The sequence below is a fragment of the Streptomyces sp. NBC_00080 genome (genome assembly GCF_045041255.1).
Taxonomy (GTDB): Bacteria; Actinomycetota; Actinomycetes; order Streptomycetales; family Streptomycetaceae; genus Streptomyces; species Streptomyces coriariae.
This window is the reverse complement of sequence record NZ_CP108235.1, coordinates 8,093,098-8,104,763: the sequence shown is the minus strand read 5'-3', so window position 1 is coordinate 8,104,763 and position 11,666 is coordinate 8,093,098. Positions and strand designations below refer to the sequence as shown.

The 11,666-nt window shown below is 72.0% G+C and carries 10 protein-coding genes; 6 read left to right on the top strand and 4 right to left on the bottom strand.

Going from position 1 to position 11,666, the window contains the following annotated elements; all coding sequences use genetic code 11:
• Positions 1 to 140 precede the first annotated feature (140 nt).
• A complete protein-coding gene (locus tag OHU34_RS36300; protein WP_142269124.1) occupies positions 141 to 1,001 on the top strand; it encodes an alpha/beta fold hydrolase in 861 nt (286 codons plus the stop codon).
• Between the two features lie 107 nt (positions 1,002 to 1,108).
• Here the strand turns inward: OHU34_RS36300 and OHU34_RS36295 are convergent, their stop codons facing one another.
• A complete protein-coding gene (locus OHU34_RS36295) occupies positions 1,109 to 1,402 on the bottom strand; it encodes a DUF6355 family natural product biosynthesis protein (protein WP_037733872.1) in 294 nt (97 codons plus the stop codon).
• 338 nt (positions 1,403 to 1,740) lie between these two features.
• Here OHU34_RS36295 and OHU34_RS36290 point away from each other — a divergent pair, with 338 nt between their 5' ends.
• From OHU34_RS36290 to OHU34_RS36275, 4 genes are all read left to right on the top strand, one after another.
• Positions 1,741 to 2,307, top strand: coding sequence for a hypothetical protein (locus OHU34_RS36290; RefSeq protein ID WP_405770282.1), 567 nt, complete (start codon positions 1,741 to 1,743; stop codon positions 2,305 to 2,307).
• 209 nt (positions 2,308 to 2,516) lie between these two features.
• Complete coding sequence (locus tag OHU34_RS36285; RefSeq protein WP_405770280.1) at positions 2,517 to 4,100, top strand: hypothetical protein; 1,584 nt, start codon at positions 2,517 to 2,519, stop codon at positions 4,098 to 4,100.
• 158 nt (positions 4,101 to 4,258) lie between these two features.
• Positions 4,259 to 5,620, top strand: coding sequence for a D-alanyl-D-alanine carboxypeptidase/D-alanyl-D-alanine-endopeptidase (gene dacB / locus OHU34_RS36280; protein WP_230196565.1), 1,362 nt, complete (start codon positions 4,259 to 4,261; stop codon positions 5,618 to 5,620).
• Between the two features lie 204 nt (positions 5,621 to 5,824).
• Positions 5,825 to 6,541: a response regulator transcription factor gene (locus OHU34_RS36275; protein ID WP_142269128.1), complete on the top strand. Its 717-nt coding sequence runs from the start codon at positions 5,825 to 5,827 to the stop codon at positions 6,539 to 6,541.
• An 89-nt stretch (positions 6,542 to 6,630) separates the two neighbouring features.
• Here OHU34_RS36275 and OHU34_RS36270 read toward each other — a convergent pair whose 3' ends face one another.
• Complete coding sequence (locus OHU34_RS36270) at positions 6,631 to 7,611, bottom strand: SMP-30/gluconolactonase/LRE family protein (RefSeq protein ID WP_142269129.1); 981 nt, start codon at positions 7,609 to 7,611, stop codon at positions 6,631 to 6,633.
• 246 nt (positions 7,612 to 7,857) lie between these two features.
• Between OHU34_RS36270 and OHU34_RS36265 the strand changes: the two genes are divergently transcribed.
• The gene (locus tag OHU34_RS36265; protein WP_020125738.1) at positions 7,858 to 8,148 is read left to right on the top strand and encodes a zinc-ribbon domain-containing protein; all 291 of its coding nucleotides are present in this window, start codon (positions 7,858 to 7,860) and stop codon (positions 8,146 to 8,148) included.
• 15 nt (positions 8,149 to 8,163) lie between these two features.
• On the opposite strand, the gene OHU34_RS36260 is transcribed toward OHU34_RS36265, so the two are convergent.
• Together OHU34_RS36260 and OHU34_RS36255 are read right to left on the bottom strand one after the other, a co-directional pair.
• Positions 8,164 to 9,258, bottom strand: coding sequence for a substrate-binding domain-containing protein (locus tag OHU34_RS36260; RefSeq protein ID WP_405770277.1), 1,095 nt, complete (start codon positions 9,256 to 9,258; stop codon positions 8,164 to 8,166).
• Entirely contained in the window at positions 9,255 to 11,615 is a 2,361-nt protein-coding gene (locus OHU34_RS36255) for a SpoIIE family protein phosphatase (protein ID WP_405770274.1), read from the bottom strand. The genes OHU34_RS36260 and OHU34_RS36255 overlap by 4 nt, the downstream gene beginning before the upstream one ends.
• Between the last annotated feature and the right edge of the window lie 51 nt (positions 11,616 to 11,666).

Genomic DNA, 11,666 nt, shown 5'->3' with positions numbered 1-11,666 from the left:
CGCGTTCCGGCTGTTCAGAGACGGCGACCGGGTAGAAAACTTGTTGAGCTAGGTGAAAACCTAGAGATACTAGGAAACCAGGAGACGGTGGCGAGGACATGAGGTCCCTCGCCCGCACGCACAACCGACTGGAGCAAGCCATGAACCCGCCCCGGACCGGCACCCTGGCAGTGCCCGGCGCCACCCTCCACTACGAGACCCGCGGCAGCGGACCGGTCCTGCTGCTCATCCCCGGCGGCGCCGGGGACGCCGGACTGTACGCGGGCATGGCACCGGAGCTGGCCACCCGCTACACGGTCGTCTCGTACGACCCGCGCGGTCTGTCCCGCAGCCCTCTCGACGTCCCGGCGGACACTCCACGCGGCGACGAAGAGGTGCCGGTCTGGAGCGACGACGCCCACCGGTTGCTCGAGCTGCTCTCCCCCGACGAAGAGGCCGTCGTCCTCGGCTGCAGCTCCGGCGCCGTCGTCGCGGTGGATCTGCTCGCCCGGCACCCCGAGCGGCTGCGCCGGGTGGTCGCGCACGAGCCGCCGCTGCTGGAACTGCTGGAGGACCCCGCCCCGCACCGAGCGCTGTTCGCCGAGGTACGCGAGACCTTCCGCACCGAGGGCGCCGACGCCGCCATGGCCCGGCTCGGCGAGGGACTGGCGGACGGGCCGGCCCCGCAGGCGCCCGCGCAGCCCACCGAACTGCCGCCCGAGATACGGGAGATGGCCGTCCGGATGCACACCAATCTGCCGGTCTTCCTGGGCCGCGTCCTGCGCCCGTTCTCCTCGGCCGTACCCGACCTCGCCGCGCTCCGGTCCGTGGCGCACAAGCTGGTGCCGGCCGCCGGGCGCGACTCCCGCCGCCGACTCCCGTTGTACGGACCGGCCGCGCGCCTCGCGGAGCTGCTGGGAACCGGACTCGTCGAGTTCCCGGGCGGCCACCTCGGAGCCGTCGAGTCCCCGAAGGAGTTCGCCGACCAGCTGCTGAGAGTCCTGGACCGACCGGACCGATGACGGCGCACCGGCCCGTACCGCCCCTGACCGGACCGGCGGACAGACACGCGGGGTCCGGGACGACTTCGCCCCGGACCCCGAGAAACCGTGGAGCGAGTGACCGCTCGTCAGCAGGTCCGGCCGGTGTAGTGGGCGCCCTGGATCTTGGCGGCGGAGCCCAGCCATGACGTGCCGGGACCGACGCACCGCTCGTAGTCGGCCGCCCAGGCCACGTCGACCTTGATGACCACGCGTGAGCCGTCCGACGTGCAGTGGTTGTAGAAGGCGTCGGAACCGGTCTCGTAGAAGCCGCACGGGTCCGCGGCCGCGGGACCCGCGGTGGCGGCGGTCAGTGCACCCAGAGAGGTGAGGACGAGAGCGACGGAACCGAGGGTGCTGAGCACCGTACGACGAACACGCACAGCGGAACTCCTTGCCGGGAAATGAGGGTCGATAGAGAGAAAAGCCCAGGTCCGCCGAGGGGACGAAGGCCTGCACCAGGATCGCCGCGTGCCCTCGGGGATGATCGAACGACGGGCCCCGTTCACCCCGCGAATCGTTTCGCCGCTACTCCGTCGGAGTGGTCGCCGCCGGAAGGGCGACTGGGCGGGCCGGGGTCCCCGAGATGGCGGGCCGCTTCACCCGGGTGAGCGCCTTGAGTGGTGGAGCGGGGCTCGCTGGCTGACGGTGGATCACGTCAGGCCGGGTCGTGTCAGCTGACGAGGTGTCGGCTGCCCGGTCGTGACGGAAGGACCATCAGATGCGTTCAGCTCGCATGATCCTGGCCACCGCGGCGGCTTCGGCCGCCCTCGCCATCGGCGCCCCCGGCGCCTACGCGGCCGGTGACACGGACCACGACGACTCGTCCTACAGCAAGGAGGACAGCTCCTCGTACAGCAAGGAGCACGACAAGGAGGACGACTCCTCGTACAGCAAGGAGGAGCACGGCAAGGAGGAGCACGGCAAGGAGCACGGCAAGGAGGAGCACGACTCCCCGCACGGCGGCATGCACACCGGCGGCGGCGCCCTCGCCTCGGTGAACGACAGCGGCGGCGCGGCCAAGGACCCCAAGTACGACCCCGAGACGTACAAGGACAAGGACACCGAGAACGGCGGTGAGCACGGCAAGGACTCCTGGAACGGCGGGAAGGAAGAGGAGTCCGGCGGCTGGAGCAAGGAGCACGACAAGCCCAGCGGCGGCATGCACACCGGCGGCGGCGGCCTCGCCACCCCGTCGACGACCGCGGCCGGACTCGGCGTCCTCGCCGTCGCCGGCACCGGCCTCTACGCCCTGCGCCGCAAGAAGACGGTGGGGGGTGTGGCCTGACCCATGCCTGACGCGATAGCGAAGCCGCGGCCGCCACACATGCCCCCTGTGGCGGCCCGGCCCGCGTTCCGCCGACCGGCTCCCTTCGGCCGCGCCGCTCCCGGGCGAGATCGTATGCAGGAACCCCAGCGCCTCTGTCGGCCCGTCCGCTTCGCCCGTACACTGACAAATTGTAGATGTGCGGGCGCAGTTGACCGGGGGGAGCCGCCATGTCGGGGGACCAGTACGGCAGATACAACGACACCGACCACAACACCTTCTACTACGTTCCGCCCATGCCGTCGGCCCCGCCGCCGGCGCCGGCGGACGGCGCTCGGGCCGTCGCGGTGGCCGTGCTCAACCTCAGTGGTCTGGGCCTGGGTTACGCGCTGGTGCGCCGCTGGGCACTGATGGCGCTGTGCTGGATCGCCACCGCCGTCCTGCTGTTCGTGGCGCTGCCGGCCGACCCGGACGGTGTCCCGGGTTTCGCTCTCGTCCTGTACGTCCTGTTCCTCGTCGCGGTGGCGGCGGACGGCGCGCGCGTGGGCCTGCGCACCCGGCTGACGGGACTCCGGCGGGCACCGCTCGCGCTCGGCCTCGGACTACTCCTGCTCGTCGTGCCGGCCGGGGGTGTCGTGCTGTACGACGGCGCACGGGACGAAGCGACCCAGCAGATGCTGCTCGACCGGCTCGACGAGGCCGACGAGCTGGTGCAGGCCGCAGGTGACAAGCCGTTCAACTCGGCCCAGGCCGACTACCGCAAGGCGCTGGGCGTCTACGCGGACCTCAGGTCCGACCACTCCGGTTCCCGGGCGGCCGAGCGGGTGCCCGCCCGGATGAAGACCTACTACACGACGGTCGGAGCCGCGTACGCACAGGGCGACTACTGCGAGGCGGTGGAGCCGCTGAAGTATCTGCGGACGGTTCCCGAGAGCCTGCCCGGGACGGATCTCGGGGCACTGAAGACCTGGCCCGACGACCGGCTGGCCACCTCGCTGTACGAGTGCGCGTCGACGGCGCTCACGGCGGGCGAGGCCAACTGGGGTTCGCAGTACGGGGAACTGCTGACCACCTTCCCCGAGTCGGAGCAGGCCGCGAAGGTCGAACCCGCCGTGGCCGCCGCCGTCGTCCGCACGGAGAAGGACCTGCACGGGGCCGAACCCTGCTCCGCGGTCCAGCGGCTGCGCACGCTCGGCTCCCAGATCGACGGCCTGGAGGCCGGACAGGCGGACATCGGCGTCGCTCTCGACAAGGACAGCCGACGGGCCACGACCAGCGCCGACACCGGCACGTACACCTGCGGCGTGGACCAGTACCGGGACGGCGACTTCGAGTCGGCACAGACGACCATGACGGAGTACGCCTCCGCCCACAAGACCGCCAAGAACGCCGGCCTGGCGAAGAAGATCGCCATAGCGGCGGAGATCGCCCAGACCGTGCCGGCCGCGGGCAAGAAGCTGCCGACGACCCGTACCGGCGGCAGCATCTCGGTCACCGTGCAGAACGACAGTCCCGACGCCGTCACGGTCCTCTTCACGGGCCCGGTCACCGGCAGCTTCACCCTCAAGGCCTGCGGCAGCTGCAAGGCGTACTCCTTCAGCAGCACCATCAACCCGTCGTTCGAGCCGTGCAACGACAGCGGCAAGAACTATCCGCAGCGCACCATCAGCCTGCCGGTCGGCACCACGTTCTTCCTGCACAAGCCGAACGGCGACAGCTCCGCCACGCCCGCTTCGGACACGGCCAAGCTCGAGTCGGGCTACCTCTACACGGAGTGCGCCTACACGACGCAGAGCTTGGGGTCGGGCCTCTGAATTCCGTGTGAAAGTCCGGGGGATTTACGCCCGCTGAAGGGATGTCAGCAGCGCACTTTGTTACCTGTGGGTCGCATGTGACGGGTGATAAGGTGCGCCGGAATTCTCTCGCGCAGGGCCCCCACACGAAAGCCTTGAGATACTCCATGAACGACATAATGGCGGAAACGCCCGTGCATTCCTTTGCCCCGGGCGGTCGGCGCCGACACCGCAAGGCCAGGCAGAGCAGCACCGGCGTCCGGCGGGCGATCGTGCTCGCGCTGGCCCTGCCCGTCACCTCGGCGGCCCTGGCCGGCCCCTCGGCGTTCGCCGCCGAGAAGGGCATCGGCACGACGGCCAAGGACACGGCGGCGGGCCGGACGCTCGACGCGGACGACCGGCAACTGGTCGCCAATCTCGAGGCCCGCGTCGTCGACCCGCGCCTGGGATCCGAGGTCAGCGGTGTGGTCCTGGACTCCGAGTCGGACACCACCCTGTGGGACCACAACGGGGCGACCGCGCTGATGCCGGCGTCCAACACCAAGCTCGCCACGGCGACCGCCGCCCTGACCGTGCTCGGCCCGGACCACACGTTCACCACGAAGGTCGTCTACGGCAACGGCACCCTGACCGTGGTCGGGGGCGGCGACCGTACGCTGACCAGCGCCGACCTCGCCGAACTGGCGAAGACCGCGGTCGCCGGGCTCAAGGCGGCGGGGCTGACGTCGGTGAAGGTCGCCGTGGACGACAGCCTCTTCGGCGCGCCGACCCTGGCCAACGGCTGGAACACCGGCTACTACCCCGACTCCGTCGCCCCGGTGCGCGCCCTGGTCGTCGACGGGCACGGCGTCCAGGACACCTCGATCGACGCCGGGCAGGTCTTCGCCCGGCAGCTCACGGCGGCCGGGGTCACCGTCGACGGCGCCGTCACCCGTGCCGAGGCGGCCCCGGGCGACGTACCGGTGGCACGTCACCGGTCGGCAGCGCTGTCGGAGATCGTCCACAAGATGATCAAGGTGAGCGACAACAACATCGCCGAGACCCTGCTGCGGATGACCGCACTCGGGGCGGGCCGCCCGGCCACCTTCGAGGACGGCACGGACGTCGTGCGCAAGGTGCTGAGCATTCGGTACGGCGTTTCTCTCGACAACTTCGAGATCTACGACGGAAGCGGCCTTTCGCGGGCCAATCGCATTCCGGCCGCCACGCTCGCGGAAATCCTCGAACTGCTGACGGAATCGCGTTACTCCCCCACTCTGGGCTCCATCCTCGACGGGCTGCCCGTCTCCGGTGAGGCCGGCAGCACGCTCGGTCCGGAATGGGGTCGCTTCGACGACGTGAACTCCAAGTGCGCGGTCGGCAAGGTGCACGCGAAGACCGGCACCCTCACCGGAGCCATCGCCTTGAGCGGTCTGACCCAGGGCAAGGACGGCAAGTGGAAGGTCTTCTCCTTCATCGAGAACAACTCCACGGCCAACCCGAACGACATCAAGGACGCCATGGACGGCCTCGCGGCCACCGTGAACGGCTGCTGGGCGTAGCGAACGCCCTGGTGCGACGAAGAGGGCCGGATCCTGCGGGACCGGCCCTTTCGCGGCACAGCCCGACCCGTCCCCCGATTGTGACCCACACCACACGGAAACGCTGCCGTTTCGATGACTTCGAGGGCTAGTCTGACCATCAAGTGAACGAAACAGTTTCGTTCATGAGAGGCGTACGCCCCCACTCGCATGGAGAACACAGCCATGGCCTCCGTACTCATCGCCAACGACCAGTCCCTTCAACGCGTCGGCCTGCGCATGCTGCTGGCCGCCGAGCCCGACCTGACCGTCGTGGGCGACACGGCGAGCGGGGCCGAAGCGGTCCGGATGAGCGCCGCGCTCCGTCCCGACGTCGTCCTGCTCGGTGGCCGGCATCCCGGGACGGACGGCATCGAGACCATCCGGCGCATCGCCCACCCACCACGCCTCACCGCGGTCCCCGGCCTCGACGCGGTCCCCGGCCCCGCCGGGCCGGTCGGGCAGCCGCCGAGGATCCTGGTGCTGACCTCCACCGGTGACGAGGGGCACGCCTACGCCGCGCTGCGCGCCGGCGCCGGCGGATTCCTCCTGGAGGACGCCACACCCCACGAACTCACCGCGGCCGTCCGCGTCGTGGCAGCCGGAGACGCCGTCATCACCCCCGAGCTGACCCGCGCGCTCATCGACACCGTCCGCCATGAGCGCGCCCCGCGCCCCGGCGAGCGGGCCGTCGGACCCGACACCTTCACCGGGCGCGAACGCGATGTCCTCGTCGCCGTCGCCTCCGGCTGGTCCAACGCGGAGATCGCCGCACGGCTGTCCATCGCCCCGACCACCGTGAAGTCCCACGTCAGCCACATCCTCGCCAAGATCGGCGCGCGCGCCCGGGTCCAGGCGGTCGCCTTCGCCTACGAGTACGGCCTGGTACGCCCGGCGGCCTGACGACGACCGCCCGTCCCGCCCTTTCCACGCGCTTCCGCCCTCCCCCACGGCCCCGTACCCCGCCTTCCGGGTACGGGGCCGCCCGGCGGCTAGCCGCGGTCGCGTTGGTGGACGCGGGCCAGGAGCAGGTTCGGGTCGGGCTGCTTGAAGTACGCCGCGCTGGGGACGTAGGCGGTCCGGCCGCGTACCGCCACCGAGGTGGGGTTGGACAGCCCGTCCTGTCGGGTGAGGACGATGCGGTGGGTGCCGTCCGGGCGGACCTGGGCGATCTCGCTGCCACCGACCAGGGCGGCGAGAACCGTGTCGCGGTGCCGGTCCACGAACGCGAAGTCGTCGATCGCGAAGAGGCCCGTCGCCCGGGTCTCGATCGCGCCGGCGCAGCCGCTCTCCCGCAGCGGGATGCGCAGCAGCGTGCCCGCGTTGGTATTGGACACCCACACGGCGTCGCGGTGGACCTTGAGACCGTTGACTCCGACGCGGGCTGCGGGCGGTGCGTTGAGGGGCTTGAGCAGCGCTCCCGCGGCCCACGCCGTGGGCTTGCCGCCCGAGCGCGGGACGCGCCAGACGGTGCCCAGCACCGAGTCCGCGACGTAGAGCACGCCCCGGCGTTCGTCGAGGGCGAGGCCGTTGGGGAACCCGGTCGGCGGCAGCTGTGCGATCTGCCGGGGCTTGCCGCCGCCGGAGGGGATGCGCCAGATGCCGGTCGCGCGGGTGCCGGTGGCGTAGTTGACGTACAGGGTGCCGTCCTGTGCGCGGGCGATGCCGAGGACGACGGCCCGGCCGACGACGGGTGTCTGCGGGTTCGTCACGGCGGGCAGGGTCGCGAGGAGCCGCGACCTGCCCTGACGGGTGACGTTGACGACCTGCCGGGCGGTGGAGAACGTCAGGTCGGCGGAGCCGTCGGGTTCGAGGGCGATGCTCTCGGGTGACTGGCCCTTGGCGAGGTCGAAGTGGGCGACGACGCGCGGAGCGGAGACCGCCGGCTCGTCCGAGACGGCGGGGGCCGTGGCGAGCAGGCCGAGGGCGAGGGCGGCGGCGGTGACGCCCGCCGAACGGGGGACTCGGGGCATGTGACCTACCTTGCGGGGTAGCCGGAAACGCCGCCGTGCGGCGGCCAGACGACCATGGCGGTGGGCCGGCGGCGGGCGCCGCAGTCGTGGCCGGGGGATCGCCCGCGTGGCCCTGGGCATCGACCCGCCTGCCGCTCACCCGGGTGACCCGGCCATGCAGCAGACTGTGCGGTGCGGACAGCGGTCCCGACCGCCGTCCCGACGGCGACCCGCCCGGACGGACACTCACCCAGAAGGAAGCACAGCGTGATCATCTTCGGCACCAAGGGATACCTCTACCAGCTGGCGATACTGACGCTCGTGTGCGGCCGTTGCGGCAACCCCGCCGCGCACACGCTGCGCAAGCGGGTCACGAAGTTCACGCTGTTCTTCGTGCCGCTGTTCCCGATCTCGACGAGTCACGCGACGCAGTGCACGTTCTGCGGTGCCGAGCAGAAGCTGACCAAGGAGCAGGCGGAGCAGTTGACGGCGCAGGCCGCGGGCGGCTTCGGCGGCCAGCCGTACGGCGCGCCGCACCAGCAGCCGCACCAGCACTGACGGCCTCCCGGCGGCTCAGCGGGTGAGTCCCGCCTTCGCGCAGGCGGTCAGGAGTTCACGGGTGCAGATCTGGCCCGTCGTGTACAGGCCGCCCTTGACCAGGATCCGCTCGATGTCACGGGCCGTCACCGCACGCGGCTGGAGCAGGACGGCCGGGATGCGTTTCGTGGTGGGGCTGTCGACGGTCGTGGTGGCGCTGTCCTCGGGGTCCTCGCCCCGTCCGACGGCGACGGCCATGGCGGCGACCGCGGCGGCCTCCTTCGTGAACGGCTTGTAGACCGTCATGTACTGCTCGCCCTTGACGAGGCGCCGCACCGCGTCGAGGTCGGCGTCCTGGCCGGTGACGGGCGGGAGGTCGGTGACGCCGGCGCGCTTCAGCGCGGCGACGACGCCCGCGGCGATGCTGTCGTTGGCCGCGAGGACCGCGTCGATCCGGTCCGGGCCGAGGGCCGCGATGGCGGCGGACATGTTGGTGTGGGCGTTCTGGGTGCTCCAGTCCGGGGTGTTGTAGGACCGGGCGATCCGCACCTCGCCGGTGAGGACGGACAGCGCGCCCTTCCGGTAGGAGTCCGCGTTCGGGCTGGTCGGATCGCCGTTCATCATGACGACGTCGTCGTTCCCGGCCCTCTGCCCCGCTTTCAGTCCCAGGGCCTTCAGGAGCGCCTCGCCCTGGAGTCTGCCGACCATGAGGCCGTCGAAGCCCACGTAGCCGGTGATCGGGCCCTCGGCCAGGCGGTCGTAGGCGATCACCGGGACACCCGCCCGGTCCGCCTCCTGGATGGAGGAGCGCAGCGCCCGGGTGTCGGCGGCGTCGAGGATGAGGACCCGGGCCCCCTTGGTGATCATGGAGATCATCTGCTGCCGCTGCCGGGTGACGTCGTTCTCGGCGTTGGCGTATTCCGTGCGGCAGCCGGGGCAGAGCTTCCTCACCTGCGCCTCGATCAGCGGTCGGTCCGCGTGTTCCCAGCGCGGGACCGTGCGGCTCGGCAGCAGCAGGCCGACGGTGAAGCCTTCGCCGGCCTCCTTGTCGTCTCCTCCGCAGGCGGCCAGGGGCATCGTCAGGAGCGCCGCGGCGAGCACCGCGACGACGGCCCTGCGGCGCGTCCTCACGGCACTCCCTCCGGCACGGCGATCTCGCTCCACACCTGTTTGCCGCCGGCCACCGGGACCGACCCGAAGGCGTCCGACATCGCCTCGACCAGCAGCAGGCCCCGGCCGCCGGTCGCCTCCCAGTCGACGATCACCGGTTTGGCGGGCGCGCGCGGCGAGGAGTCGCTCACGGAGACGCGCACCCGGTCCCCGCGCAGCACCAGGTCGAGCCGGACCGGCCCCTGGGTGTGCACCAGGGCGTTGGTGACGAGTTCGGAGACGACCAGCAGCACCGCGTCGGCCGCCTCCTGGACCTTCCAGCGGCGCAGGGTGCGCGCGGTGAAGCGGCGGGCGTGCATGACGGCGTCCGGCAGCCGCCACACCATCCAGCCGGCCCGGATCGGCCGGGTCTTCATGCCGTCGTAGCGCAGCAGCAGCAGCGCCACGTCGTCCTCCCGGCGGCCGTCGTCGCCGAGGAGTTCGTCGGCCATCTTCCCCGGGTCGGCGGGGTCGGCCGCGGCGAGCGCGAGGCGCGTGCGGCGCATGCCCTCGTCCAGGGGCAGGTCGGCGGCCTCGACCAGACCGTCGGTGACCAGGGCGAGGACCGTGCCGGGCGCCAGTTCGACGGCCGTCATGGGGAAGTCCGCCTCCGCCAGGATGCCGAGCGGGGGGCCGCCCGCCACCTCGACCTCCTCGGTGGAGCCGTCGGGAAGGCGCAGCATGGGCGCGAGGTGCCCGGCCCGGACGAAGAGGGCGTTGCCCTCCTCCAGGTCCAGTTCGGCGTAGCAGCAGGTGGCGAACAGGTCGGTCTCCATGCCGACGAGGAGCCGGTTGGCGTGCGAGACGACCACGTCGGGCGGGTGGCCCTCGATGGCGTAGGCGCGGACGGCCGTACGCATCTGGCCCATGATCGTCGCGGCTCCGGCGCTGTGGCCCTGGACGTCTCCGATGACCAGGGCCACCCGGTCCTCGGAGAGGGCGATGACGTCGTACCAGTCGCCGCCCACCTGGAGCCCGCGTCTGGCCGGCAGGTAGCGGGCGACGGCGGTCCCGCCGGGCAGTTCGGGCAGGCGCCGGGGCAGCAGGCTGCGCTGGAGCATCGTCGCGAGTTCCTGCTCGGCGTCGTGCGCGTGGGCGCGCTTGAGGGCCTGGCCGACCAGGGCCGCGGTGGCGGTGAGCAGGGACCGCTCCTCGGGGACGAACTCGTGCGGCCGGTCCCAGCCGACCAGGCACACCCCGGCCACCTGGCCCTTGGCGGGCAGCGGCAGCACGGCCAGTCCCCCGGCTCCGATGCCGGCCAGGTCGGCTTCGAGGGCGGTACCGGCGGGCCAGAGGTCCATCCGGCCGTCCCGCAGGGCCGCCTGGAGGGTGGGCAGGGCGCGCAGCGGTGCGTCGGGCCATTCCGTGCGCCACTCGGTGCGCCACACGTCCGGCCAGGCGCCGGGCTGGGGCGGGTCGAGTGCGGTGACCATGACCCGGTCGTCCTGGACCGCGGCGAGGGCCACGTGGTCGGCGGCCAGCGGCTCGCGCAGGGCGGCGACGACGACGCGGCCGACGTCGCGGACCGTCGCCGCGTCGTCGAGGGCGGCCGTCAGCCACTGGATCCTGGAGACGTCGTCGCCGCCGCGGCGCAGCACCGGGGTCGCCGTCACCACGCCCAGGACCTGTTGCGGCCCGTCGCCCGCGCCCGGCTCCGCCCGGCAGCTCAGGCTCAGCCAGCGCATCTCGCCGGTCGGGCCCCGGACCCGGAACTCCAGGTCCCGTCGGCCGAAGGCGTCGGTGGTCGGCTCCAGGACCGACATCAGGGCGTGCATGTCCTCCGGGAGGGCGTGCGCCAGCAGGGTGTCGACCTTGCCGTCGAAGTCGTCCGGTGTGATGCCGACCAGTTCGAGCAGGGTGTCGTCGGCCTCGATCAGGCCGGTTTCCGGGGAGAGGACGAAGGAGCCGACGCGCAGGCTGCGCAGGGCGGGGCCCAGCAGCGGTGTCGGGACCGGCGGGTCCGCGCCCGGCGGGAGGAGGGCTGCGACCGCGTCGGCGTACCGCTCCAGGAAGCGGCGCTGCTCGGCCTCGAAGCCGTCCGGGGACGCCCCCAGGACGAGGAGGCAGCCCAGCCGGCTGCCCTGGATGCCGAGGGGCAGCGCACCGAGCGGGGTCTCGGCGGTCAGCCACAGGGGGTGGTGGGTGCGAAAGGCACGCGCCGCCGGCGAGTCACCGGACAGCGGCAGGCGCTCCGGCGGTGCCGGTCCGGAAGGGACGCTTCCGGACGTGTCCACCAGCTGAAGCTCGCGCGTGCCGACCTCCGGCGCGTAGACCGCCGCCAGTGTCGCTCCGGCGAAGGTCAGGGCCCGGTCGAGGCATGTCCGCAACGTACCTCCCATCCTGCCGCAGGTGCCGACAGGTTGAGATCGGGGCACCCACCCACCAGAATC

What these genes read in the sequence shown, in the direction of transcription:
- OHU34_RS36255 (WP_405770274.1), bottom strand. Translation starts at nt 11,615, where the DNA reads ATGGGAGGTACGTTGCGGACATGCCTCGACCGGGCCCTGACCTTCGCC.
- OHU34_RS36275 (WP_142269128.1), top strand. Translation starts at nt 5,825, where the DNA reads ATGGCCTCCGTACTCATCGCCAACGACCAGTCCCTTCAACGCGTCGGC.
- OHU34_RS36300 (WP_142269124.1), top strand. Translation starts at nt 141, where the DNA reads ATGAACCCGCCCCGGACCGGCACCCTGGCAGTGCCCGGCGCCACCCTC.
- OHU34_RS36270 (WP_142269129.1), bottom strand. Translation starts at nt 7,611, where the DNA reads ATGCCCCGAGTCCCCCGTTCGGCGGGCGTCACCGCCGCCGCCCTCGCC.
- OHU34_RS36290 (WP_405770282.1), top strand. Translation starts at nt 1,741, where the DNA reads ATGCGTTCAGCTCGCATGATCCTGGCCACCGCGGCGGCTTCGGCCGCC.
- OHU34_RS36285 (WP_405770280.1), top strand. Translation starts at nt 2,517, where the DNA reads ATGTCGGGGGACCAGTACGGCAGATACAACGACACCGACCACAACACC.
- dacB (WP_230196565.1), top strand. Translation starts at nt 4,259, where the DNA reads ATGGCGGAAACGCCCGTGCATTCCTTTGCCCCGGGCGGTCGGCGCCGA.